22 protein-coding genes and 1 tRNA gene are annotated in these 25,494 nt (G+C 50.8%); 9 read left to right on the top strand and 14 right to left on the bottom strand.

The features are described 5' to 3' along the window. The first annotated feature begins 178 nt into the window (after nt 1-178). The 3 genes from B9D94_RS08285 to B9D94_RS08275 all read left to right on the top strand — a co-directional run bounded on the left by B9D94_RS08285 (nt 179) and on the right by B9D94_RS08275 (nt 4,086). Nucleotides 179-1,936, top strand: a complete 1,758-nt coding sequence (locus B9D94_RS08285) for a DEAD/DEAH box helicase (RefSeq protein WP_006211643.1) — start codon at nt 179-181, stop codon at nt 1,934-1,936. A gap of 1 nt (nt 1,937) precedes the next feature. Next, nucleotides 1,938-2,900, top strand: a complete 963-nt coding sequence (locus tag B9D94_RS08280) for a YqhG family protein (protein ID WP_148246795.1) — start codon at nt 1,938-1,940, stop codon at nt 2,898-2,900. A 145-nt stretch (nt 2,901-3,045) separates the two neighbouring features. Next, nucleotides 3,046-4,086 (top strand): hypothetical protein, encoded by a 1,041-nt coding sequence (locus B9D94_RS08275; RefSeq protein ID WP_051449256.1) that lies wholly within the window; start codon nt 3,046-3,048, stop codon nt 4,084-4,086. Between the two features lie 161 nt (nt 4,087-4,247). On the opposite strand, the gene B9D94_RS08270 is transcribed toward B9D94_RS08275, so the two are convergent. Then, nucleotides 4,248-4,439 (bottom strand): YqzE family protein, encoded by a 192-nt coding sequence (locus B9D94_RS08270; protein ID WP_006211646.1) that lies wholly within the window; start codon nt 4,437-4,439, stop codon nt 4,248-4,250. A gap of 152 nt (nt 4,440-4,591) precedes the next feature. Here B9D94_RS08270 and B9D94_RS08265 point away from each other — a divergent pair, with 152 nt between their 5' ends. Together B9D94_RS08265 and B9D94_RS08260 are read left to right on the top strand one after the other, a co-directional pair. Next, nucleotides 4,592-5,395 (top strand): N-acetylmuramoyl-L-alanine amidase, encoded by an 804-nt coding sequence (locus B9D94_RS08265; protein WP_036641648.1) that lies wholly within the window; start codon nt 4,592-4,594, stop codon nt 5,393-5,395. Nucleotides 5,396-5,595: 200 nt separating this feature from the next. Further along, the gene (locus B9D94_RS08260) at nt 5,596-7,824 is read left to right on the top strand and encodes a methyl-accepting chemotaxis protein (protein WP_148246794.1); all 2,229 of its coding nucleotides are present in this window, start codon (nt 5,596-5,598) and stop codon (nt 7,822-7,824) included. A gap of 174 nt (nt 7,825-7,998) precedes the next feature. Here the strand turns inward: B9D94_RS08260 and B9D94_RS08255 are convergent, their stop codons facing one another. The 3 genes from B9D94_RS08255 to B9D94_RS08245 all read right to left on the bottom strand — a co-directional run bounded on the left by B9D94_RS08255 (nt 7,999) and on the right by B9D94_RS08245 (nt 9,680). After that, nucleotides 7,999-8,886 (bottom strand): divergent polysaccharide deacetylase family protein, encoded by an 888-nt coding sequence (locus B9D94_RS08255; protein ID WP_063480197.1) that lies wholly within the window; start codon nt 8,884-8,886, stop codon nt 7,999-8,001. Nucleotides 8,887-9,123: 237 nt separating this feature from the next. Further along, on the bottom strand, nt 9,124-9,438 hold the full coding sequence (locus B9D94_RS08250; protein WP_100086528.1) for a DUF6944 family repetitive protein: 315 nt from the start codon (nt 9,436-9,438) through the stop codon (nt 9,124-9,126). A 158-nt stretch (nt 9,439-9,596) separates the two neighbouring features. Then, nucleotides 9,597-9,680, bottom strand: a tRNA-Leu gene (locus tag B9D94_RS08245). 177 nt (nt 9,681-9,857) lie between these two features. Between B9D94_RS08245 and B9D94_RS08240 the strand changes: the two genes are divergently transcribed. After that, nucleotides 9,858-10,277, top strand: coding sequence for a YhjD family protein (locus B9D94_RS08240; protein WP_006211651.1), 420 nt, complete (start codon nt 9,858-9,860; stop codon nt 10,275-10,277). Between the two features lie 78 nt (nt 10,278-10,355). On the opposite strand, the gene B9D94_RS08235 is transcribed toward B9D94_RS08240, so the two are convergent. The 4 genes from B9D94_RS08235 to B9D94_RS08220 form a co-directional block, all read right to left on the bottom strand. Then, a complete protein-coding gene (locus tag B9D94_RS08235) occupies nt 10,356-10,685 on the bottom strand; it encodes a carboxymuconolactone decarboxylase family protein (RefSeq protein WP_006211652.1) in 330 nt (109 codons plus the stop codon). Between the two features lie 68 nt (nt 10,686-10,753). Then, nucleotides 10,754-10,972, bottom strand: coding sequence for a hypothetical protein (locus B9D94_RS08230; protein WP_006211653.1), 219 nt, complete (start codon nt 10,970-10,972; stop codon nt 10,754-10,756). A gap of 125 nt (nt 10,973-11,097) precedes the next feature. Further along, nucleotides 11,098-11,427, bottom strand: a complete 330-nt coding sequence (locus B9D94_RS08225; RefSeq protein WP_006211654.1) for a hypothetical protein — start codon at nt 11,425-11,427, stop codon at nt 11,098-11,100. 210 nt (nt 11,428-11,637) lie between these two features. After that, nucleotides 11,638-12,207 carry a xanthine phosphoribosyltransferase gene (locus B9D94_RS08220; RefSeq protein ID WP_006211655.1) on the bottom strand — a complete coding sequence of 190 codons (570 nt, stop codon included), beginning with the start codon at nt 12,205-12,207 and terminating at the stop codon, nt 11,638-11,640. Nucleotides 12,208-12,461: 254 nt separating this feature from the next. Here B9D94_RS08220 and B9D94_RS08215 point away from each other — a divergent pair, with 254 nt between their 5' ends. Further along, complete coding sequence (locus B9D94_RS08215; protein ID WP_036641641.1) at nt 12,462-13,508, top strand: YkvI family membrane protein; 1,047 nt, start codon at nt 12,462-12,464, stop codon at nt 13,506-13,508. A gap of 73 nt (nt 13,509-13,581) precedes the next feature. On the opposite strand, the gene B9D94_RS08210 is transcribed toward B9D94_RS08215, so the two are convergent. Genes B9D94_RS08210 through B9D94_RS08200 form a run of 3 tightly spaced genes read right to left on the bottom strand, consistent with a single transcriptional unit; the run spans nt 13,582 to nt 19,238 of the window. Next, nucleotides 13,582-16,788: an AAA family ATPase gene (locus B9D94_RS08210; protein ID WP_148246793.1), complete on the bottom strand. Its 3,207-nt coding sequence runs from the start codon at nt 16,786-16,788 to the stop codon at nt 13,582-13,584. Further along, nucleotides 16,785-18,092 carry a metallophosphoesterase family protein gene (locus tag B9D94_RS08205; RefSeq protein ID WP_148246792.1) on the bottom strand — a complete coding sequence of 436 codons (1,308 nt, stop codon included), beginning with the start codon at nt 18,090-18,092 and terminating at the stop codon, nt 16,785-16,787. Before B9D94_RS08205 ends, B9D94_RS08210 begins: the two co-directional genes overlap by 4 nt. 9 nt (nt 18,093-18,101) lie before the next feature. Continuing rightward, the gene (locus tag B9D94_RS08200; RefSeq protein ID WP_040680853.1) at nt 18,102-19,238 is read right to left on the bottom strand and encodes a glycosyltransferase family 4 protein; all 1,137 of its coding nucleotides are present in this window, start codon (nt 19,236-19,238) and stop codon (nt 18,102-18,104) included. A 108-nt stretch (nt 19,239-19,346) separates the two neighbouring features. On the opposite strand from B9D94_RS08200, the gene B9D94_RS08195 reads away from it, so the two are divergent. Next, nucleotides 19,347-20,510, top strand: coding sequence for a GGDEF domain-containing protein (locus tag B9D94_RS08195; protein ID WP_148246791.1), 1,164 nt, complete (start codon nt 19,347-19,349; stop codon nt 20,508-20,510). A 195-nt stretch (nt 20,511-20,705) separates the two neighbouring features. Beyond that, entirely contained in the window at nt 20,706-22,091 is a 1,386-nt protein-coding gene (locus tag B9D94_RS08190; protein WP_006211661.1) for an RsmF rRNA methyltransferase first C-terminal domain-containing protein, read from the top strand. Between the two features lie 169 nt (nt 22,092-22,260). Here the strand turns inward: B9D94_RS08190 and B9D94_RS08185 are convergent, their stop codons facing one another. Genes B9D94_RS08185 through B9D94_RS08175 form a run of 3 tightly spaced genes read right to left on the bottom strand, consistent with a single transcriptional unit; the run spans nt 22,261 to nt 24,857 of the window. After that, nucleotides 22,261-22,827 (bottom strand): NADPH-dependent FMN reductase, encoded by a 567-nt coding sequence (locus tag B9D94_RS08185; protein WP_148246790.1) that lies wholly within the window; start codon nt 22,825-22,827, stop codon nt 22,261-22,263. Then, nucleotides 22,824-23,897 (bottom strand): LLM class flavin-dependent oxidoreductase, encoded by a 1,074-nt coding sequence (locus tag B9D94_RS08180; RefSeq protein ID WP_148246789.1) that lies wholly within the window; start codon nt 23,895-23,897, stop codon nt 22,824-22,826. Before B9D94_RS08180 ends, B9D94_RS08185 begins: the two co-directional genes overlap by 4 nt. A 15-nt stretch (nt 23,898-23,912) precedes the next feature. Beyond that, nucleotides 23,913-24,857, bottom strand: coding sequence for a ring-cleaving dioxygenase (locus tag B9D94_RS08175; protein WP_148246788.1), 945 nt, complete (start codon nt 24,855-24,857; stop codon nt 23,913-23,915). Between the last annotated feature and the right edge of the window lie 637 nt (nt 24,858-25,494).

Here is a 25,494-nt window from a genome sequence, read left to right as displayed (position 1 = left end):
CTCTCTTTTTCACTCTTCCCTATGAAAAAAAGGATGAAAATATCCAATTCCAGCAGCCGCGCACCCTCAGGGGATTTCGCTTCTCCCAAATCCAAGCAAGGTTATGAAGACTTCTTTTTTCGTCCATACTACATATACACCGCTGGCCCGGAATATTTCACAACAGGAGGAGATCGACATGAACCATCAGCCATCTGCCGATTCAGGCATGATCATCGACCCGCGCATTCCCGTTCCCTTGCAGATCGACCGTTCCTGGTTTGACGATCTCGCCGGACGCCTGGACAAAGGCGGACCTTGGGGTGACTATCGACTGGCCCAGCTTGCCGTAGAAGGCGAGAAATCCCGCCTCGTTACAAGCTTCGAAGAGCTGCAATGCCTCAAGCATCTTGGCACCTTATCCCCGCTTCCCCACCAGACGGATACGGCAAGACGCGTTTTGTTCGAGATGTCGGGCAGAGCGATTCTGGCCGATGAGGTGGGACTTGGGAAGACAATTGAAGCCGGTCTTATTTTAAAAGAATACCTCGTGCGCGGACTCGTATCCAAAGTTCTGATACTGGTTCCCGCTTCCCTTGTGCTGCAATGGGTCCGTGAGCTGAACTCCAAGTTCGGCATACCTGCGGTCGCACAGAAAAAAGCCTACTCCTGGGGCAACGATATCGTTGTCGCCTCCATGGATACGGCCAAACGCGATCCTCATCAGGAAATTCTGCTAAACGAAGAATACGATATGCTCATCATCGATGAAGCGCATAAACTCAAGAACAAGAAAACGTCCAATTATCAATTCATTCAAAAGCTGCGCAAAAAATACTGCCTGCTGCTGACGGCCACGCCCGTGCAGAATGACTTGAGTGAGCTCTTCAATCTCATCACGCTGCTGAAACCGGGCCAGCTTGGCGGCCAAGGACAGTTTGCCGCGAATTTCGTTGTCGATAAACGGAGACCCAAGAATCAGGACCAGCTCAAGGACGAGCTGTCCAAGGTCATGATCCGCAACCGCCGCGGCGAAGGCGAAGTGAAATTCACGAAGCGGTCCGTCCGCAATGTAGGGCTCAGCCTTTCGCCAGAAGAACAGTCATTATACGACGGGGTCACATCCTTCGTCAAAGATCAGTATCAGGCAGCCGGGGGAAATTTAAGCAGTATGCTGTCCCTCGTTACGCTGCAGCGGGAGGTGTGCAGCAGCCGGGATGCGGTGTTCGTTACGCTTGTTAATTTGTCCAAGAAGCTCCCGGAGGACTCCCCCCTCCGCGATAAAATCTGGGAGCTGGTTTATCTGATCAAGGCCATAAAAGCGAACACCAAGGCCGAGAAAACCATTGAGCTCATTCAACAAATGAATGAGAAGGTTATTGTATTCACGGAATACCGGGCAACGCAGGAATATCTGCTTAATTATTTTCGTGATCACGGTCTCGTTTCCGTTCCTTACCGCGGTGGGATGAACCGAGGCAAGAAGGACTGGATGATGGATCTCTTTCGCGGTAAAGCACAGGTTATGATTGCTACGGAAGCGGGCGGAGAAGGCATTAATCTGCAATTCTGCCACCATATGGTCAACTTTGACCTGCCGTGGAATCCCATGCGGGTGGAGCAGCGGATCGGACGCGTGCACCGTCTCGGTCAAACCAACGATGTGCAAATCTTCAATTTATCCACCTCCGGAACGATTGAAGAACATATCCTGAACCTGCTGCATGAGAAGATCAACATGTTCGAGATGGTCATCGGCGGACTGGATGTCATTCTGGAGCGGTTTGAGAAGAAGGAATCCATTGAGAAGAGCCTGTACAAAATCATGCTGGAATCCGGCAACGACGATGAAATCCGGCAGCGCATCAGCACACTGGGCGAAACGATACACCATATCAAACAGGATATCGAGCTCGAAAGCAGCGAAGAAGAAACCCTTAGAGAGGAAGAGGCCTAATATGACCATGACGCCGCAGCAGGTGCAGCAGCACTTCATGGCCTATTTGGAAGCCACCGAATGCACCGTCATTGAAAAATCACCTGAGCATGTCACGGTGAAACTGTCCCCGCAGGCCGATAAAATGCTCACCAACCGCCCGTACTACTGGGGCTTTGTGGAACGTACCGGCGCTCCAGCCGAAACGTTGTCGTTCAACTTCGTCTTTGATCCGGATAAATACGATGAACGGCTCGCGAAGACAAAAGAGGCGGAAGTCAAAGCTCAGCTCGCGGCACCAGCGCAGGATCCGCTGCTGGCCCGCTATTACGGAAATGCGCCGGTACTCCCTGTCCTTGGACCTGGCCGGATTCAACGGGAAAATATCGGTTATGGCAGCAGCCGGCTCGCCCAAATCTGGAATGCAGCCCGCGAGGAAGGCAAATGCGTTTATCTGTTCCAGCAGCGCGATACCGAGCCTCGCCCCCGAGGGCGCTCGACCCCTTATGAGCAGTGGCTTAGCGTCTGCTTTAAGGTAGAGTTCAGCTGCGATCTGAAGCGTGAGGAGCTGTTCTTTCTAGGAATCTCACTATCCAGCCGAACGATTGCTCAAGATTTCCCGGCTATCCTGAAGGGCCGCGACCTTACGCCCCGATTACCGGAAAGCGTTCATGTACGCCCTGCCGTGCTTACCCTTCAGCAGGCCGTATCCACGCTGGAGAACCATCTGATCGACAAATTGAGCAAGCTGGATTACGACTGGGCTGAGAAGGCAAGAGAACGTCTGAAGGATGAGTTTCTGGTGATCGATGGCTATTACGAGGACTTGCTCAAGGAGCAGGACGAAGAGAAAAAGGTACTCATTGAGGAGCAATACCGGAACAGAAGGTCCGAAATGCAGTGGCAGTACGAGCCAAAAGTGAGCTTGTCCGTCATAACCTGCGGCTTGTTTCACCTTTGTTCGCCCGTGGATGCCTCTTCATGACGCCCCTCTACAAAAGCAGGCAAAAAAAGAACCTGTCCCCCTTCCCCTGCCGCGACAGCTTGCAACAGCCTTTGCAGAGCTTGTCCGATATGATCATTGTTATCACATCCACGGCGCGTAGAGCCAAGGAAAGGCGGTTGATGATTTGAAGCTTTGGAACGTAAGAATCTTCAGCAAATCGGATTCACCCTGCAACTACCGGTCTCTCCGTTATAAATTGTTGTCAGCCTCTGTCATGATAACGGCCATTCTGTGGTTGGGTGCGGTAAATCCACTGACCAGCACGGCTGCAGCCAGTAATGGAGGTATCCATGGTACGCCAACGTCAAGCAGCCCCATTCTGGCTCAGATACCGGGCAGTTTGGTTGATTTTGCCGAGGAGACCGTGGATCATTTATCGGTACATGCACCGTTTACCGCTTGGGACGAAGCAGAGATGGAATTCACCCCCCTCGGTCCGGGCACACACGGCTGGCTGATCACGATTTCGAGCGAGGGTATTCCGCAAGGATATATGATTATTAGTGCAGCAGACGATGGTAGTTACATCCTAAGCGAGTACGGGATCGGCTCCACCCTTCCCTTCAGCCAGGCGCCGCTGAATGAGCGCCTCGCAGCAGAAGGTCTTCTGAAGACAGGCGGGGTATTACCCCAAGGAAGTGTCGTCCGCAAACTGTATGATGTATCACCTGTGTGGCAGGTTCAGCTTCCGGGCAAGAAGCCTGTTTATTTTAGCGCGCTGAACAGTGAGGCATTACCGGATGAACCTCAGTCGAGCAGAATCAAGGCATTACCAACACCTCTGTCAGCAGCGACAAAAGGGATCGTCACTTCGACATCTTCGAATGCTTGGCTTGCCGAGACACCCAATCTATCAGCCGCAGCCTCCGAGGATCCTTACGATAATCTGCTCTGGCTGACGTCAGCCCATCTAAACGCTGGCAGTAGTGCCGATCTCCGGAATCTACTACAGGAGCACTCTGCTCTGATATTCAAATCCAAAAAAAGCAATGCCGCCTTCGGATCCCCTTTCAGCTTAACTGGCTGGCATCGCTGGTCTTCTGGGAATCAGCAGAATCCGGCTGCGATTTATGTGTCGGTTCCGCTGCGGGATAGCGACACCCTTCGCTTTTTGCCAGCATCTCATCTGATCGGGCAAGGCCAATTCTATGCACAGCCGGAATAGAGGGTTTCAATCTAAGCATTCCTTCTGAATTGTACTTCAACCATCTGCCCTCATCGTTTTAAACATACAGACTAAACAGGACGCTGCCCTCTGAAGGGCAGCGTCCTTTGTTTACACTGTATAAGATGTAAATTCGGAATTTTGTGAGCATGAAGCTCCAGCTACTTTTGCCTTTTTTTACGTTTGGAGGTTACGTCTTCTTTCCATAACGACATAGAGAACGGAATCATACCGAACCAACGGGTGGTCCAGGATTCCTTGACCCTTGCCTTTCTCCGGATATCCTTAGGTGTATCTATATAATGAACTACGCGCTCCGTAATGTACTTAATTAATTCATCGCCGCTAGCCATATGAATTCACTCCTTATGGTTTATCCACATCCCATTATCAGTTTGCTCCGTTTCAATGGATTCTAGACGCTGGAATATGATCGGCATGAATTTTCCGCAAAATGCACATTCTAATCAAGCCGAAATTTTTTACGTGAAAGAAGGAATCCATCATGGTTAAGGCAGCAGGGGTATGCATGCTCCTCCTTGCACTGGCAATTCCGAGATCTGTCGCGGAGGCTTGCCAAGCAAAAGAACAAGCCATGGCGCCCCCCGCTCAATCCGTTTATCAAAGTTCAATACAGTCAACCCAGCTTCTGTCAGAAACGCCGGAATCCACCCAATCCTCCGGTAAAGAAACCGACCACACCCAGCTTCGGCATCTGCACCCTTTTCCTTATGATGTCGTTCTGATTGATGTAGGTCACGGCGGAATCGATGGCGGTACGTCCTATGGCGACATTCTAGAAAAAGATATCAATCTGGCCATCTCACGCCGACTGTTCATGCTGCTTCGCCAGGAAGGCTATCATGCCGTGCTGAATCGCGATGCCGATTATGCACTTAGCGATGACAACCGCTGGCATCGAACCTCCTCCAGACACCGCCGCGATCTGTCGCAGCGCAAGCAGCTCAGCAGCGAAATTCCGACCAAGCTCGTGGTCAGCGTTCATGTGAATTGGGGGAAGAATTCCTCCAAACGGGGCGGGATCGTGCTCCATCAATCCGAAGGCCGGAGCACTTTGCTTGCCGATACTATCCAGGAACAGTTGAATCTGGTTTATAACAACAGCAATCACATCATGCTGGGCAAGCCCTATTATCTGCTGAATCAAACCAAGGTGCCTGCGGTTATTGTAGAGACCGGTTTTCTGAGCAATGTGGAGGATCGGACGTTGTTGACCAGCCGCAACGGCCAAATGAAGATTGCCGAGGCCATTGCCGACGGGATCATAAGTTATTTAACAGCTCTGTAGTTCAGAGCTGTTTTTGTTTAGACAGGGGAACTTCTAACGATCTAGGACCTAAAACCCGATCATACGTTAATAAATCTAACATCAATATGAAAAAAGTATCATTTTTTTCAAAATTCCTTATCGAAATTTCAAGAAACTGTGGTAGTATAACTAACATGTATAAAGATACATTACTCAAATAGGGATTGGGGGAGATCGCTATGTTTGACTGGCTTGGCTATCGCCAGGGACTTCCGCTTTGGATTTCATGGCGTCTGAATCGTAAGTTGAAGGAAGATGTTGAAGAGATATTTGAAGGCATTGCCGAGACACGCAAAGAGCTGCTGTTCTCGTGGAGTCATGAATATTGGGGGCATCTGGACCGCCTCAAGGAGCAGCTGGACAAGCTTCATGCTTCAGGAGATTGCAGCGCGCATTCCTTGTCTTCAGACTCTCGAATGAATCAAGAGCAGCTGTTCTCTGCCCTTTACTCGCGCGCTTCCGACTTCACTGAATTGTTTGTGTTGAACCCCTCCGGTGAGGTCACGTATTCTACATACGCTTCACATATTGGTACAACCTATGATGACGGAAGTCAGTTGGGCCGTGCTATCCATCATCTCACCGGTCTTGGAACCGGCAAATTACTCTTCGGACCTTACGGCGACCCCATCACATTAACCATCGGTCCTCGAACCTCCACTTTTCACGACAAAATGACACTTTTATTCATGAATGCGCTCCATACAGACGGAGCTTTTGCAGGTATTCTGTGCGGGCGAGTGCCTAATGACGTCATTGGGGATTTAATTCAGCGGGAATCCGGACACATATACCCTGACTCCGGTGACAACTATATTTTTATGGCGAAGCCTGAGTTGAATCTTCACATCGCTCCGGGGACGGCCCTTTCAAGAAGCCGATTTGAAGATCGCACCTTTACCCACGGCGAGAATTTGAAGGATGGCGTTACCACCGACTGGGGTACGGTATCAGTCAAAGAGCATACTGAACTTGAGCTTATGTTCACCGATCCGGCAACAGGTCAACTCCATCCAGGGGTGGCCAGCACCATCCGCAACGGCGACAATCTGTTTGTTGCCTTTCCCGGTTACTCCGATTACCGCCATATACCGGTGATTGGCAAGGGCGTGACTTTTCGCTTGCCCCATTGTCCGGATGACTGGGGGATGATGTGTGAAGGCGATTTGGAGGAGGTCTACCGGATTCGCAGCATAAGATGGAGACATTCCAGGCTGCAAAGCGCGTCCACGCTTCTCTCCAGCGTACTGACTGCTGCGATTGTATATGCTGCCGCCTCCCATTTATCTCCGCTAGCTGCCGCCATTATTGGCTTGGCCGCATGTCTGATTACCGGTCTCCTCACTTCTGCTTTGGTGGGGCGCAAGGAAATTGAACGGGTGGCGGATCGCCTTCGCCGTCTAAGCCGATTCATCCGCATTAATGCCGAAGGCACAGGCGACCTTACCCAGCGGCTGGATACCCGTCACTTCGACCATGACGAAACCCGCGAGTTAGCCAAATGGATCAACAATATGATCGATTCGCTGGAGAGTATCATGATGCAGGTGAAATTGACCGCAGGCGATGTTTCCTCCAGTCAACAGATCATGAATGACACAACCGCAGTTACTGTGACGTCCGCACAGCGGGTCAGCAGCAACATCAGCGAGATGATCCGCAGCATGCGCAGCCAGCTTCTGGATATTGATGCCGTCAAGGAGCGCGCGGAGCACATGCGGGAGACGCTGCGCCAGCTTGAACAGCAGGCCAATGAACAGATCGATGTGGCCAAGAACGAGGTGGTCCGCATCGGGGACAAGATGTCACACATCTCTTCCAAAGTCGAGGAAACAAACCATACCATCCGCATCTTCATGCAAACCGTTCGGGAGATAAAAGGTGTGCTGCATGTCATCGAGCAAATCTCATCACAAACACATCTTCTCGCCCTGAATGCCTCGATTGAAGCCGCAAGAGTCGGAGAGCATGGCCAAGGCTTTGCCGTTGTTGCATCCGAGATCCGTAAGCTGTCCGACCTGACGAGACAGTCCACAGAGGAAGTCCATGGCATTATCAGTCATATCTACAAAGATGCCGAGTTTGCGTTTCAATCCATGGAGGAAGGGACCAAGGTGGTGCAGGAAGGCAATCTCCTGGTTTCCGCAGCCTCCGAGCTGTTAACGGCGGCGGCCGAGGATGATCTTCGGAAGCATCAGGCTGTGGATGAAGTGGTTCAGCTGATGGAGAAGATTGCTTCGGTCAGCAAGGAGAACCGCAAGATCTCCAAGGACGTGGAGAGCAGGGTTCAGGAGCTTTCCCGGGAAATCGAAAGCGTAAGACACACCTCCGGCAATGTAGAAGTCATTGCAAATTCCATGCAGCAGCTGGTGGGACAATTCAAGCTCAACGATTCCCGCATCCGTTAATTGCAGTTTTACCAAATTAAACAGGCCTTCATGCTTCAATCAAGTCGGTAATAGCCTGTGTCTTGAACAGGAAGGCTGTTTGTTTATAACAATGAGGGAGGCTCGGGCATCTAAGCCCGAGCCTCCCTCATCTTCGTACCGATTTTGACTAATCCAGCAATTAAACGGGACGCATTAATACGTCGGCAGCGGATTAGGCCTCCAGCTTGAACGCTCTCTAACCAAATCGCTAATACCAACAAACTCAACCTTTTTTTGCAGCTCCGGAATGGAAACTTTCAGTGCTTCTGCCGTTCGGGTGCCGAATACGCCAACATGCCCAATGGCAATGCAGGATGTTCTTTCTTCCGCATGCTGTGCCGCCGTCACGAGCTGCTTGCTTACATGCTGTACCGTATGAACATCGTCCAGGAAAATATCATTGGCTATCGCTGGCATCCCCTTCTCTGCCGCCAGCTTGCCGACCACGCTGCGGTAATTGGTTTTACTATCGATAAAGAACAATCCTCTCTCCTTGCACACATCAAGCACAATCGACATGATCCGTTCATCACCTGTAACCTTGGAGCCCATATGATTGTTAATCCCAATCGCATACGGTACGGAATCGATCGCCTCTTCCATTCGTTTACGAATCTCCTCATCGGTAAGCGAGCTCAGAATGGCGCCAGGTCCAAGCCAGGAAGCTCGCCCCTGTTTAGGCTCCATGGGCATATGGATAATAACATCATGTCCCATCTTATGCGCGGACTCTGCATCCTTTTTGCTTGTTGGCAAAAAAGGCATCACGGCAACCGTAATCTTGACAGGCAGACTCAGCATCTCCTGAGTGCCCTTCTGACCATTACCAAAGTCATCAATGATGACCGATAATTTACTTATTTTCTGCCCTTTTCCAGACTGGTTGTTCAGAGGCTCCTCACGTAACTGCCTGGTTACTTGAACAGGAGGCTCAGCGGCGTTGGCCGTCCCTGCAAAATATCCGCCCCCCTGTGTTCCGTTTGCGATCCCACATATCATACACAGCAAGAAGACAACCGAATTTCTAAATACCTTCCGCATTGTTCACGCCCCTTTCCTTTCACCATCATACTTACCAGACCTAACCGTATTATTTGAGAAAAGTTATTCAAATATGTAACACTGCAGCTGAATGTTAACATTCATTAGGACACCAGGCACAAGAAACCTCTCCGTTCAAGAAAATAAAAACAAGACACCTCCCGTCACAGGTAAACGCCTTGTTTCTTTTTTTGAGTATGTTCAGTTTTCCTTCAGAAGTGTTAAAAGTGTTGTCATTCAAGGGTGCTCCTCTCCCGCAATAACCTGCAGCGCATTTCCGACGGATTGCAGAAGATTGCCGGCAGCCGTAAGATCGTTAGCTTTCTTATTCATGGCTGTGCCCCTCATTTTTGTGCTAATCTCTGCCTGAGCCGCATTGGCTATCGACTGCATCGCATTTCCAAGAACAGAGAGTCTTCGGCCTTCAGCCTGCAATTTCTTTCGTTTGGACAACTTTTTGGTTTGACCCAGAGCAGCAATATTCGTTCCCAACGCTTGCAGCCAAGCATAAGCCGCAAGCTGCTCTTGGAGACTCAAATCCTTGGCTGACAAGGCAATCACCTACTCTCAACTACCTATATCTATATCACTATCTAATATAATACGTGCATTCCATCTCTTTGGTATAAGTCATTAACCCTGTCCCATAGAATCTCCACGCAAAAAAACTCGTAAACTGCAAAGCAGTTTACGAGTTTTTTTCTTTAGGATGCGGTCGAGAGGACTCGAACCTCCACGGGGGTTAGCCCACACGGACCTGAACCGTGCGCGTCTGCCAATTCCGCCACGACCGCATATTGCCTGTCTGCCTCGAGTCAATCTCTAATCAGCGGCGACAAGATATATAATATCACGCTGAATAAATGGAGTCAACACTTTTTTTCAGCTTGATTAAAAACCTGATTTTCGGTTAAAATAAGAACATAAGTTCTCATTAAATAACCATTTACTATATAAAGGCGGTGAAGTTGATGGCCATACCGGCTGTTACGACGGAAGAGCGAGCGTTGATCAAGAGTTATCTGCTTCTGAGGTTCATCCATAAAGTGTTTGAGCGGGATTGCCGGATCATCCAGGAGAGCGGTGTCTTCAAGACCCCTCAATTGTATGTGGAAATGGTAGGTAACGGTGCCAAACGGGCAGCTGTCCTTCTTCGTGAAGTGAAGCAGGAGTTCGCCAAGCGAACGATCAAGGTTTATGACATCGTACAGAGCCAGGACGGAATTCAGGCACGGTATGCATGCCGGGGTTACATCGGATCGATGAATATTCTATGGCCATCCTTCCGCGAGGAGATGATGGACCGCATGCGCGCCTATCTCGGGCTGGTTCCGCCTGAGACCGAGACGACCGAGCATCCGGTTGCTCCTGCCGCTGCATTCGCCCGCTAATTGCGGCCGTTCAACAGAGAATAACCGTCTTCCCGGCTGCACAATACGCCGGATAAGACGGTTTAATTTGATCGTGCCTTAGTGAAGATTATGCTGCACACGGGTCAATCCCTGCGAGAGAGCATGTCCAGCACTAGCGGCAGACGCTACTGCTACAGCCTCCATAATTTGAGCATCCGAGGCTCCCTTGGCACGGGCCTCTTCCATATGATAGAAGGTACACAGCTCATTATTGGCGAACAGCCCAATCCCGAGCGCAATCAGCTGTTTCGTTCTCTCATCCAGCTCGCCATCCGAAAAACAGACGCCGGTAAACTGATGATACGCCTCTGCCATCTCGGGCATGCTCTGCTTTAAATTCAGGATTTCATTTTTATATGCCGAGATCTTATCGTTGGACATTTCCATCATCTGAACACCTCTTCTAAATAAAATATTCTAGAGGTTAAGTTGTCCGACGAGTTCCAAATCTATGCCTACTCTTCAATTGGGCTTACTCTCGGCTCTTTTTTCAACTGATAGCTGTACCTGCGATCCAGCTTGACTACACGCCGGTTTCGGCGGCGGATGATAACCTGCTCCGGGTCCCAGGCGACAACAAAGCCGATAATATCATTGCTCTCCAAGCCGTCCCGCACAACCCGAACCAGCTCACCGGAAACCCTTAATTCATCAAGTCTTTCATCACTAATCATCGCCATGCCTCCTTCATCATCTTACTCTGCAAAAAAAGACCTAAATGAATATCATTTAGGTCTTTTGAATGCGATGCCATACGCTATCGATAAACATCCTGATTAAGGGATGTTCTATATACCCATTAACGCTGTGCCGGCTCGATGCTGTCATTCTTCTCGTACCAGAAGTCCAGAACGGTTGAAGACATCACACGCTTCTCGATATATTCCACTTGCTGAGGTGTGAACTGTTCCTTCCACTCGAAGGAAACCTCCTCACACAATCCGGCAATCGTCAGCAGTTCTGACCAGGCAACATAGCGTTTGTACCAGAAAAACTGAGGATGTTCAATCATATAGGGATATAGATCATCAAACTCCGTATGTTTACAATCCAAAGCACGTTCAAAATGTACCTTTGCTTCATTCAGCTTATCAATCAAAAACGGCTCGGTTACAGGTTGTTTCCCCATGGTGCTGCCTCCTCTCTCTTGCCTACCTCTTTATTATAAGCGAAAATCACGGAGGCGAAAAGAATTTGTTGCGATTTTAGGCGGAAATCCATCTAAAATCAACTGCGAATTTCCATATTTCATATCTCATGGCACAGGTACAAACGTTCATGACCTAAGGCCTAGCCCTCTTCGCTTGCACGTTGAGTCGCCTATGCCGATTCTACCGATTTAGCTGAACGAAATTTTACCATCTTCAAGTGAGGAAATCGTAACTAGCGACTCCACATGAACATTTTGCTCACGCAGGGTTCTTGCCCCAGCCTGGAAACTCTTTTCGATCACAACACCAAGCCCGATTAATTCAGCGCCTGCCCGGTCAATGATTTTGATCAGACCTCTTGCTGCATCCCCGTTGGCAATAATGTCATCAATGAAGAGCACCTTATCATGTTCCCCTATAAACTGGCGTGACACCATAATATCCGTAACAATTCCTTTGGTGAAAGACGGGACGCGCTCACACAAGGCATCGGGGTCAGCCAGCAGTGTTTTCTTGCGTCGGGCGAATACCATAGGAACTCCCAGTTCAAAAGCCGCAGCAAATGCCACTGAAATGCCGGAGGATTCCAGCGTAACCACCTTGGTCACACCGCTTTCTTTAAATCTTGCCGCAAACTCTCGGCCCATCTCCATAATTAAAGCCGGGTCAACCTGATGTGTCAGCAGCGCATCCAGTTTCAGCACCTGCTCCGACAACACGACACCTTCTTTAATGATCCGCTCTTTCAACCATTCCATCAAAAAGACCTCCCACGATTCCTTTGTCGTAAAAGTAACATATTCCTCCCTGTACGGCAAGTACAAACGATCACTCCGTCATTTAAGTGTACGGTTTCCGTCATAAATCCTAACATCAAGCTCCATAAACAGACCAACCAATGACATAACCCCCTTATTAAGCGTACGCTCGGACAGGTTGGAGTCATGTCCCAGCTGTGTGAGGCATACCTTGTACTATGCAGAATTAATAACTTTCAAGGGGGCCGCGGCGCTTGCGTAATTATATGCGTGTTTTACAGATCGCCTTTACATATATTGGAACGATTGTGGGCGCTGGCTTTGCTACCGGTCGGGAAATCCTTCAATTTTTTACCCAGTATGGGCACTGGGCAACACTTACCATTCTACTGACTACCGGATTATTTATCTGGCTCGGCACCAAAATCATGACGATATCCAAACGGATCGGCGCCCAATCCTTCGAAGACCTGAACAAGTTTCTGTTTGGGGAGAAAGCCGGGAGCTGGATCAGCCTCTTTATGTTTATCATCCTGCTTGGTGTGAACAGCATTATGCTTGCCGGTGCCGGATCCGTTTTTGTGGAGCATCTGAATTTAAATTATCAGACCGGATTGTTTGTAACGATGATCGGAACTTATTTTATTCTTAGAAAAGGCATTCAGTCCATCATGACGATGAACAGTCTCGTCGTTCCCATGATGCTGACCCTATCGGTTGCTATTGTCTCTCAAACGATTCACACACCGGGAGCCACCCGGTTCTTAACATTGACGACCGACCACAGTCTCCCTTCGGTTTGGCTTGCGCCGCTGCTCTACACGGCCTTTAACCTGGTGATGGCGATGCCGGTGCTGGTCCCGCTGGGCAGTCAAACGGAGAGCGCTCGCACCGTAAAATGGGGCGGCATCATCGGAGGTACAGGCGTAGGATTTATGCTGATGGCAGCCCATTTTGCGATGTCCGCCCATATGCCCGGCATTTCCCAATACGAAATTCCGATGGGCAGCATCGCCAATCAGCTGGGCTGGCTTGTTCAGATCATCTATCTCATTCTGATCTTCCTTGAAATATTCAGCACGTTTGTTGCCAACATCTACGGGATCACGCTGCAGGTGCAGCAGCGCACCTCCCTCTCGCCAAGAGTGATTACCCTGGGTATCATGGTGTTCTGTTATTTCTTCAGCCAGTTCGGTTTCAGCTCCCTGCTCTCCTTGCTCTACCCCACGTTCGGAGGACTGTGCCTGCTGTGGGTGCTCCGTCTGACTCTGTTCGGAACACCTCAGGTGAGGGACAAATAAGGAGCAAATAAATAAAAATAAATGGGGCTGTCCCAAAAGCACGTCATCAAGTGCCTTGGGACAACCCCATTCTTTATGACTGCAATGAAATCAGCTGCGCACCGGGTATCTGTGCCTGCGTTTGTTCAGCCACATGCCGGTGACAGGTCATCATCACAACCTGCCGGGTACGCGATAACTCCGAAATCAGCCGCAGTGCATGCCCCAGCCGTTCACCGTCGAAATTGACAAACAAATCGTCCAGCAGCAGCGGCAGGCCTTTTGCATGAGGCATCGACTGGATCAGCCCAAGACGCATGGCCAGATACAACTGCTCCGCCGTGCCTCGGCTTAATCTGCTGCTTTCAATCAGCTCGCCTTCCGGACGTTCTGCCAGCAGACTCTGGTCTCCCATCCGCATCACAATCCGGCTGTACAGGCCGCCGGTAAGGATCGAGAAATAGCGGGAAGCCAGCTGTAACACCTGAGGCTGTTTCTCCTCTTCATATAAACGACGTGTGCGCTTTATGAATTCGGAGGCCATCGAACGAACCGCATACTGGGAGACTAACTCCCTTAGTGCGGATCGCAATTCCTCGAGCTGCTGCAGGGCCGAATCCTGATTGCCCAAGGATTCCAGTGACTCCCGCTCCTGAAGCAGCCGCCCGCGCCGCTCCTGAAGCTCATCCCGAAGACGGGCCTCAGTTGAAGCAGACTCTTCCTTCTGGTTGCACAGAGCTTCCAGCTCCGCAGCATCCGTCAGCTCCAGCAGGTGTTCCAGCTGCCCGCGGCCTGCATCGTTCCAGCCGCTGAACATCGTAATTTCATGATGACGGATGATGCGAATCAGCTCTTCCCGCCGCTTGGAAGCCGCCCCCATTCGGAGAAACGATTCTTCATCAGGCGACTGGGATTGCGCAAGCAGGCCCGCTTTGCGCTGCTGCAGTTCATCTGTCTCTTCATTGATCGCTGCTGCTTCCTTGCGCAGCTCGGCAATCCGTTCTGCCAGCACCTTACGCTGCCGCGTATCCTCTTGGTATTGCTTCCATCTGGAATGGAGATTCCCAAGCTCAGCCACTGTCAGGCTCTTGCTATCGTTAAGGTCACCTTCCGAATCAACCGCAAATATCTCATGGCATCGGAACACGTAATCCTCCGTCTCTCTTAACAGGACATCCATTTTCAGTCCAAGCGATCTCTTCTGGCGGATCAGCTCCTGCCCTTGCTCCACTTGAACGAACACATCCAGCATCACATCCGGAGAAAGCTTCTGTGGAAGAGCCCTGGACATCAGCCAAGACTCCCACTTCCGCTCCAACTCGAAGTATCGCTGCTCCTCCTGCTGAATCGTTTGAAGAACCGTTTTGAGTTCAGCAGCTTGAAGTGCGGCTTTCTCCTCGGCCGCCGCACAGTCCGAGCTTAATCGATCCAGCCGCTGCCGCCAGGCCTGCCATCCCTCCATCACAGACCGAAGCTCGCGCATCTGTGCCTCTACCGTTAAGGGATCATGTGCCATCGCTGCGGTTTTGTCCCTTCGGCTGCCCAGATTCGAGCTCGCAGCGGCATAGGGGGCAGCGATCAGCATGGAATATAGATGGTTGATCTCTTCTGTTCCGTACCTGTCATGAGCGGATATTTCCTGAGGCGGTACTCCATCAACGACCAGCCCGCGGCGACCGCTCCAGTATACATACCCCATACCGAGCAGCATCATAATGCTGGAGATTACTGCGGCTTCCGGGGTCGCCGTCCAGAACAAAACCGCTGCCAGCAGCAGTGTCATGACCGCCATACCCGCAAGCAGCACCGAATGCATTCGCGGTAATCGGCTGTTCACCGGCCTGCTAGAGGAAGCCGCTTCAGGCTGAGTCCGGCTCAATCTTGCTTCACGCCAACGCTCGATCTCCAGCTGAAGCTGATTCCATAGCGCAGCGGTTTCCTTCGGCGCTGCCGGCTTTATTATGGCAAACGTCTCTTCCCCCCGCTCCGCCTCCTCACGCAGCTGCCGCCGGGTTTCCCGGAGCGCCGATTCAGCTGCTGCCGCCGAACGCTCGGCGCCTCGCTGTTCAATGAACAACGCCTCCATCCGGCGGTCATATCCACTGAAAGCGGCGCTGATTCTCCGCACCTCGTCACGCTCAGCGGCGGATATCGATAAGGCCAGCAGCTCCTGCTGAGTCCATGCCGGATCTATATCCCGAAGCAGCTGCTCCAGCCTGATCTCTTGCGACTTATATTCGGCTGTGAGCTCTGCGAGTTCCCGATTCGCTGCTTCATAAATATTACGCCTCGACCACAGATCCTCAATCGCTTCGCCATACTGTTCCATAAAAGCGTTCGAGGCAAATGCCTTCAGCTTATCCTCTATTTCCTCTATCGCCCGTTCGGCACGAAGGGACTGAGCAAGAAGAAGACGCTCTTCCTCCTGCATTTTTTCGTATCGGGTTATTCCATCAGCAGGAAAGGCATCACTGTCCATCAGATCCTTTAATTCCAGCCTGGCCTCACGCCATTCCAGCCAAACAGAACGGATCTCCACCGCTTTTCGAAGCAATGCCAAATCTCCAGCATTCCTGGCGCGCTCCTGCTCCAGCAAATCCAGCCGTTCCTCAGCCTCCTGGATGGAAGCAGCAACCTCGTTATAGCGGGGAACATAGGCCTGGCTCTCCCTAACCTGTGCCCTCAATTGCTCTATGGACTGCAGGAGCTTGGCCGTCTGCTGCACTTTCCCGCGAGGTTTATACAGCTTGTCCATCTCCGTAGACAGCTTGCGCTCAGCATCCAGTATATTGGCGCCGCCGCCAATTCCGGCATGAAACAGATAGCTGCTCATCTCCGCGGATTGAAGGCTGCGGATTTCCTGCAGCTCGCTTAACGATATGGCAAACAGCTGACGAAACATATCCCTGGATACGCCGCCTAGAGCATACTGCTCCAGCTCCTGCTGTCCAAGCTCCATGACCATACCGTTTGCTATTTGTTTATGAATATGTAAACGGTCACCCTTGCCAGCCGCCGAGCCGGTCTCCCTGGACCGGCTGTAGCGCTTGATGACCCATGGCACACCCTCTTCATCCAAAAAGCGCAGCTCACCCCCATGAATTCCTTCATCAGCAGGCGCGCCGCGCTCCGCCGGTGAGCCTTTGCCAGGAAAACCGTAGAGCATGGCTCTGATAAAATACAGCACGGTACTTTTTCCCGCTTCATTCGGTCCGTAAAGCACGGTTACCGGTGCTTCAATCGTCAGGCTTTTGTCACGCACTGCTCCAAAGCCCTGGATGTTCATCCGCTCAAGTCTCATGCTCCGGCACCTTCCCCCTGCGAACGGTCACGCAGCAGTAACCCCAGCGTCAGTTCCTCTGCCCTGCGAAGCCAATCCAGCATCTCTTCCGGGCTTGTGTCATCGAGCAGAGACCGGATTTCGGCGTGCTCGAGCAAAGGCTCCACACTCCTGGCAGCAACTCCATCCGGCTCATGAAGCCTTCCCTGTTCCTGCCTGGCAAGCCGAAGCAAATCCCCCGCAAAGCTGTCCTCCTGCAGCAGCCGCTCTGTATCGATTACGTCCCCCGATTGAAGCGTGAAGCTCTCAATCCAGACGCAGCCGCGATAACCGGACATCCGTCCCTTCGCAGCCTCTCTTCTACGCAGATCGGCCAGCAGCTCATCCAGCACATATCCGCCTTCAAGCTGGCGATGAACCGGGCTTCGACCCGTGATCCGAACCCGGATCACGCTCAGCTGCTCCGGGTTCTCCCGGGCCGTGTGCGTAAGAATCCGCTCCAGCGACAGCCTCCACGCATCGACGTCCTGGGTAGAATCGATAGGAGCTTCTACAACGTTCCAGCGCATGGAATCCAGCTCATGGAAACAGAGCTTCGTGTTGAAATCTTCATCAACATCGACGACATAACAACCCTTGGGGCCGGTCTCCCGAACGTGGCGTCCCTGGATATTGCCCGGATAGACAATGTAAGGAGATTCCTGCAAGGTACGACGGGAATGAATATGTCCGAGCGCCCAGTAATGAAATCCGGCGTGGATCAAATCCTTTTTCGAGCAGGGCGCATAGGTTTCGTGCTGCGGGTCTCCGTCCACATTGGCATGCAGCAGTCCAATCTGATACAACCCGCTGGTTGGGGACGGATATCGTATCGCAATATTATCCGTTACCTTCGAGGTTGGATACGACATCCCGGTAATGACCGCCACCTCTTCACGGTCTGAACGACGAACCGCCGTTACGCTGGCAGGCTCGCCCCCAAACACATGGACATGGGAGGGCAGCGTCATCGAGAGCTTGGTACTGTCCAGCGGATCATGGTTGCCATGAATCGCATATACCGCAATCCCTTCCTTACCCAAACGCTCAAGGGCCTCCATGAATCGGAGCTGTGCCCGAAGCGAGATGTTGGAGCTGTCATAGATATCCCCGCTGATCACGATAAAATCAACCTGCTGATCCATGGCGAGCCGAACGAGCTGATCCAGCGCGCGAAAAGTCGAATCTTGAACGAAAGACCGCAAGCTGTCATCAAGTCCGCTTATGCCGATAAACGGACTGTCCAGGTGTAAATCTGCGGTATGAATAAATCGAAAAGATGCCATAGCCGATCCCTAACTCTCTATCTGGGGTTGAAATTTCAAATACATTTTCTTCAGTTCATTCACCGACCTGGCCAGGGAGTACTGGTTCTTCGCCTTATCCGAAGCGGTTCGGGCAAGCTCATAACGATACAACGGATCACTGATGACCTTCTCGAGTGCAACACTCAATGCCATCGGGTCTTCCGCCGGTACAAGCAAGCCGTTCACCCCGTCCTCAATCTGCTCGGCAATACCGCCAACGTCAGTGCCGACCAGGGCCAGCGAGCTTAACGCAGCCTCTGCAAACACCGAGCCGAACGCTTCCGCTCTTGAAGGCAGGACAAAGATGTCAAAGAACGGCATAAATTCCTCAGGATGCAGCGTATATCCATAAAAAATCGTCTCCTGATAAATGTCGAGCTCCTTCGCCATCTCCTCAAGCTCCTGACGGGAAGGTCCGTCGCCGATAATATGAAGGACGTAATCGTATCCCTTCCGTTTCAGCTCCGCGCAGGCTTGAAGCAGAGTATCCAATCCTTTGGCAGGCACCAGACGGCATACCGTAATAAGCTGTGGCACCGCATTTTCATGAGGAACCGGCTTAAATCGCTTATCGTCAAATCCGTTATGGATAACCCCGATCGATTCAGGCGTGTTCACATACGGCGACATGTAAGCCTTGAAGGAATTTGATACCGTCAGCAGGCGATCACTGATATATTCGAGCTCCCTGTACAAAGAAACCAGGAATCGGTGCTCAAGCCCCCCCTCCTTGATCCTTCCGTTCAGAATGAGCTCACGCTCGTAACTGGAATGCACGGTTTGAATCAGCGGAACCTCGGGGAATACGGCTTTCATGGCCATGCCTGCAATGGGATGATGACTATGAATGAGATCATAAGGCTTTTGAATGCGCAGACGCGTCCACCACAGATAGTCCCGGTACGTTTGAAGGTATTTGGCAACTATCGGACTTTCTTCGTATTCTCTCCAATCAAAGGTATGGAATATTGGATCCTCATGGCCTTTGTTGCGGATCCGCTTGGGCAGCCAGAACATCTCCATCTCCCAACGGGAAGAATGAAAACGCTCCTGCAAATAAGGAATCATGGACGAGACGCCACCTGGTTGTTCTGGAGGGAAAAATAATGCCTGAAGAAGTTTCATGGGGATCCCCCTTTCTCTAAATCTCTTTTCAGATTCTTTTTCGATATGATATATTAGAACATATGTTTCATGCAAAGGAAACCTATCCCTTTTCAGGAGTGAATCGATTTGTCCTATGAATTGAGCTACTGGTCCACTTCTCCACTACCCACCATATTTGCTGTATGCGGAGCGTATATCGCCCTCATGATGCTGATCATGTGTCTGTTTATGTACAGCAAGCAGCGCAAGAATGCTTACCTTTATATGGCGGCAGCTTTCCTCTTTATTATGACATACGAGGGTCTGAACATCCATTCAGCATTGACGGGAATGCCTGTTTTTTCACCGGAATCGGACATTTTACGTTTTATCCAGCTTTTTTCGTTTGTCCTGCTGAACGTCTCGGTTGTCATGCTGTACCGTAAAATCAAGACCATGCATTACTGGCTTCCATTGCTGTCAGCCGCACTGCTTGTGCTTCCGCTCATTCTTCCTTCTTTCCTTCCTTTCACCCTAGATCCGATATGGCAGAGCATATATTTTGATTGTTTTCAATTCGTTGCCCTCTACCTGGCTTTTGTCAAGGTAACCCCTCGTATCGGACAACCGGTTAAATATGCGATGGGGCTTGCCGTGTACACCGTTTGGGGTATTTTGCAATCCATACATACCTATTCAGACACCCTGGCTTCTGTACTTCAAGGGTTTGCGCTCGCGCTGCCGGTGCTGTTCTACAGCATTGTATTTTTCATTTTATTCAGACGCATCGTCGAGCTGATGCAATCCATATACCGCTCTGCCATCACAGACGGATTGACAGGGCTATACAATCGAAGGCATTTTATGAAGTATCTTGATCATTACACGTCGCAGGAACTGAAAATATCCGCCATTTTCTGTGACATCGATAATTTCAAGAAACTCAACGATACGCAGGGCCATGCCAGAGCCGATGAAGTGCTGAAGCAAGTCGCCGCCATTATGGAGGAAGAGCTTGAAGGAATCGGGATTACAGGCCGGTATGGCGGCGAGGAACTGGTCGCCTTGGTGGTTGACCGCAAGGTCAAGCCCGCTCAGGTTGCCGAGAGTATTCGGGCCAGGGTGGCAAGCGAAACCATCGTAACCCTCAGTATCGGGTACAGCGTGCTGCGCAAAGGCGTTCGTGGTGACGAGCTTATGAAACAGGCAGACAAAGCGATGTATCATTCGAAGACAAACGGCAAGAACAAGGTGTCCGATTACCGGTCCATGAAAACCGCGTCAGCAGAACCGAAGGAATCTGCCGGATAACACAGGCGGCAGGGCTGCCCTCTTCGTATAGAGGGCAGCCCTTTTTTAGCTTGACATTTCTTTACTAGTACCGCAACAACGTGATAAACTAATGACCGATTCCTTAAAGCCAGAGAACGATCAACTCTGAACAGGAGTTTTTTTGCCTTTACACTTCAAGATGCTATTTATTCTATAGAAGGAGCTATTTAACGAATGAGAAAGGAACTATTGCCTGTAGGCTATGTTACCAGTATGAATGAAATACTCGGAGATGCTTCATATGACTTCTGGGACAGCTACGATTCGCCCCGCACCCATGGACTGCGCCTAAACCGGCTGAAAGCGGTTCATGACGCAGACAACCTAAAGAACCTGATTCGCCAATTCCACCTGACAGCGGTGCCTTGGTGTGACAGCGGATATTATTATGATGATAACGAGCGTCCAGGCAAGCACCCCTACCATGCCGCCGGACTATATTATATTCAGGAGCCCTCTGCAATGTCCGCAGTAGAACTGCTGGATCCTCAGCCCGGGGAGACCATCCTGGATCTTGCAGCGGCTCCCGGCGGTAAGACAAGCCATATTGCGTCCAAGATGATGGGGCAAGGGCTGCTCGTTTCTAACGAAATCCACCCCGAACGGGCACGGATCCTGGCCGAGAACGTGGAGCGTATGGGCATTAAGAATACTGTTGTTACGAGTGCGGCCCCGGACCAGCTATCCCGCCGTTTCGTTGCCTGCTTTGACCGGATCATGCTTGATGCTCCATGCTCCGGTGAAGGCATGTTTCGAAAGGACGCCGCAGCCATTGCCGAATGGTCCCACGATCATGTGGAACTGTGTGCTTCCCGGCAGTGGGACATTGTCCAGGAGGCCTACCACATGCTCAAACCCGGAGGAACGTTGGCTTATTCCACCTGTACATTCAATAAGGCCGAGAACGAGGAAATGGTCGGGCGTATTCTCAAGCAGTATCCCGACATGGAACTGAGAGAAATGAAGCGTTTATGGCCGCATCTGGAACGCGGCGAGGGGCATTTTGTTGCCGTCTTGACCAAATCGGCTGCCGGAGTTGTAAGTCAGAACATGGAGTCGTTGTCAACAAACAGCAAACTTCCGGCTAAATCAAGACAGAGCGGCAATCAACCCCCTGCGCAGTCCGCGTTGGACGCGTTTCTGGACTGGGCGAAGCAGGACATCCCCGGCTTTGAGCTTAGCGGCGGCAGACCGATCTTGTTTGGCGAGGAGCTGTACTGGCTCCCGGTCAGCGAAGGCTGGGATTGGAATGACCAGCAGCTTAAGGGACTGAAGATGCCCCGTGCAGGACTTCACCTGGCGCATCTGAAGAAGAACCGGATCGAGCCCGCACATGCCCTTGCTATGTCCTTGAAACGCGACCAAGCTGCGAGAAGCTGGGATCTGGCCTCAGATTCGGCGGAAGTAGCCGCCTATCTGCGGGGAGAGGTGCTTTCGATTCCTTCCGAATACCGGGGGTGGACTTTAGTGACTACAGATGGACTCCCCATCGGCTGGGGCAAATCCAGCGGCGGTCAGCTTAAGAATCATCTGCCTAAAGGCCTGCGGAATCCGAAGTGATATTCTGATTCAACGAACTGCAAGAATGACACGGTTCGCTGAGCCTGAATGATTATCTCCCGATATCTTAAGTCCAACGGAACACCAACAAAGGGGTTATCCTTTCTGCAATTACGCAGAGGATAACCCCTTGTTCATCTTACCTTATCTATTGTGTGTCTTCATCTTATCAAAAATCATAGGCTGCATCTTTGGCTTCCTGAATGGCTGTCAGCACGTTCAGATGCATTACCGTATCTTCCACCAGCCGATCAATCCGAAAGAGAATATCGTCATTTACGATTTCATTGCGGTGAAAATCCTTTTCCTCGATAAACACGTAGGTTGGTACGATATGTGCCTTCATATAAGACAGAATTGGCTTTAACTGCTGTTCTATCATCAGAAAATGCCGGGCTGATCCTGCTGTCGCCAGCATGCTGACCACCTTGCCGCGAAATGCGTTCACTGGCAATAAGTCAAAGATATTTTTAAGCGTTGCCGGAATCGAAGCTTGGAAAGTAGGCGTTCCGATGATGATTGCGTCTGCCTCCATAATCGTTTCGGCCACATATTTCGTATCTCCATCATACTCGCGATAATCCCTTCCATCCCCAAACACGATGGTGTATTCCGCCAAATCCAGCAAAGTAATCTCGGCATTCGGATATTGAGCGCGGGCTGCATTCAAAGTATAGTCCATCGCCGTTTTGGTTTTGGTGCCGACGTTCGAGCCGGCGATTCCTACGATTTTCATCCGATATTCTCCTTTGTTTTAGCCGTATGCTTTCGGATCGCCGGTGCTATGACCGTAGCAATAAGCTCAATGTTTTTGGCGATTTTATCAAATGGCAGTCCGCCAAAGTCGATCTGGGCCAAGAAGCGCTGTTGTCCGTACAGCTCATGTTGATAGAGCATTTTCTCAATGATCTGCTGCGGACTCCCGATCATCAGCGCATCGCGGTGATCCGTTGACTGAGCGAATTGCTGCTTCGGATAACCGCCGCCTTTGAGCGCCATCATGCCGGAATTAATATGCGGATAGTATTCACGAAGCGCATCCTGCGAGTTCTCTGCCGTATATAATAAGCCGGTGGTTGCTATCGGAAGCAGAGCAGGGTCATATCCGCTGCGCTGCAGCGCTTCACGGTACGCATCAACCGCAAGCTTAAAGTTCCTGGCCGGGCCGCCCAGCGTGGTCAGCATCATCGGAACCCCGGCATAACCTGCTTTGATTGCACTCGCGGGCGGTCCTCCGACGGCGCGCCAGATCGGCAATCTTCCGGATTGAGGCTGCGGAAGTATAGCCGCATGGTTCAGCGGCGCACGGAACTGCCCCTCCCAGGTTACGGTTTCTTCCGCATTGATTTTGAGCAGAAGCTCCATCTTTTCCTCAAACAATTCCTCGTAATCACGCACGTCATAACCAAGCAGGCTGTACGCCCCAACACGTGAACCGCGGCCGGCTACAATTTCGGCACGACCCTTCGAGATCAGGTCAAGCGTAGCAAAATCCTCGTACACACGCACCGGATCCGATGTGCTCAGCACCGTGGCCGAGCTTGCGATTTTTATATTCTTTGTTGCCTGGGCAATCGCGCCCAGTATGACCGTATGTGCTTGCGTGGTGAAATAAGTCTGATGGCTTTCCCCTACCGCAACTACGTCCAATCCGGATTCATCCGCCAGCTTCGCTGCCTCGATGAGTTCATGTATACGTTGTTCAGCGCTAATGCGGGTTCCGGTCAGCGGATTGATCATATGCTCACCGATGGAATAAATGCCGATTTCGAGTCCTTTATCCGGATCAATACGATATTCTTTCATGATGTGGTGCCTCCTTTATGAATCTAATGGTGTCAGTTTTGCTTCAATTTCAGCACGTTTGCCCTCTAAGAATGGCGGCAGGTCCAGCCGCTTGCCCAGCTCTTCTACGCTGGAATCTGCTGTGAAGCCCGGTCCGTCCGTCGCGATTTCAAATAAGATGCCGTTCGCTTCGCGAAAATACAGACTCTTGAAATAAAAGCGGTCGATGATTCCCGTCGACTGGAACCCCCGTTCTATGACAGCCTCATTCCAATAAGCGAGCTCCTCCTCGTTGTTTACACGGATCGCCAGATGGTGTACGCTGCCCCGTCCTGGTCTTTCGCTTGGCCCATCCTGCTGCTTAACTACAATCTCACCAAGCGCCTGCCCTTCAATGGACTGGTATATCGCTTCATGTTCCGAACGTGAAACTTCGGTATATCCAAGAACTTCCGTGAGTGTTGCCGCCATTTTTCCGAGATTGCGTACGGTCATCTCAACCGGCCCCATTCCCAGAATGCGGTGCTCCTGTTCAACCGTGGAATCTTCCCAAGCTGCCCAACCAGCCGGTACCTCGGCACCGTCATGGTTAATCAGAATGAGGCGAAGTCCTTCCGGATCATCGAATGGAAGCGCTTCTCTGCCTGCGTACTCGGTCATGTCACCATGGGTAACTTCATATTGTTCAAACCGCTGTTTCCAATACTTCAGACTATCTGAGGAGGGAACAAGCAGCCCGATTTGCGTAATCGCATTGGTGCCGCGGACCGTTCTGCCTGCAGCAGGCATTTCGAAGAAAGATAGCTCGGTCCCGGCACTTCCAGTTAAATCCCCATAAAACAAATGGTACATGGAAGGATTGTCCTGATTGACTGTCTTCTTTACTCTGCGCAAACCCAATTTCTTATGATAAAACTCATGATTTAACGGAGCGTTCTTCGTGAGCATGGATATATGATGATGCCCTGGAATGTGATGCATAACAATTCCCACCTCTTTCAATTAACTAATTAAGTGATGTTGTAAAAAAATATATATCCATTACGACACCGATCTATAACGCCCGCCACGGCGTCATGGCACATATTAGGACGATTTAATTTTCACATTGATAACATATGATTTTCGTATTCCACTGTTTGTATACCGTTTATTCTTTAGTCAGCATCCGAGCTTTCATGAGGTTAAGGGATATGCAATTTCTAATCCAGCTCATGCCTACCTTGGGCATGGATTACCGCTTCTGCAAGCTTTAGCTGCGTTCTGGGCGGATAGAAATAATCGTAACCGAGTTCCCCGAGTCATCAAGTTCATCGCCATATCATCCCATCCCTCCTCCATGCTGCTGTTGCTTTATCTTATTATCAATTTATCAGTTAACTGATTATAAGTCAAGTCAAAGAATCTTTAATTAAAGATTTTATGCAGATAGCTTGCTGATCTTATCTCTTGAATCGAAAGAGTAACAATGGTCGACAGCCATCCAAGCATGCCCCAAAACCACGCATCGTGCGGATGAGGAGAAGTCCATACGATGTACAATCAATGATAAAAAGCCACCTTGTCCAACTTACCAAGGCCGCTCTCATCATTAACATTTGCACACGATCTGCTCGAG

It is taken from the genome of Paenibacillus sp. Cedars (assembly GCF_003184205.1).
Taxonomy (GTDB): Bacteria; Bacillota; Bacilli; order Paenibacillales; family Paenibacillaceae; genus Paenibacillus_AQ; species Paenibacillus_AQ glucanolyticus.
This window is presented reverse-complemented; position numbering and strand designations above follow the sequence as displayed.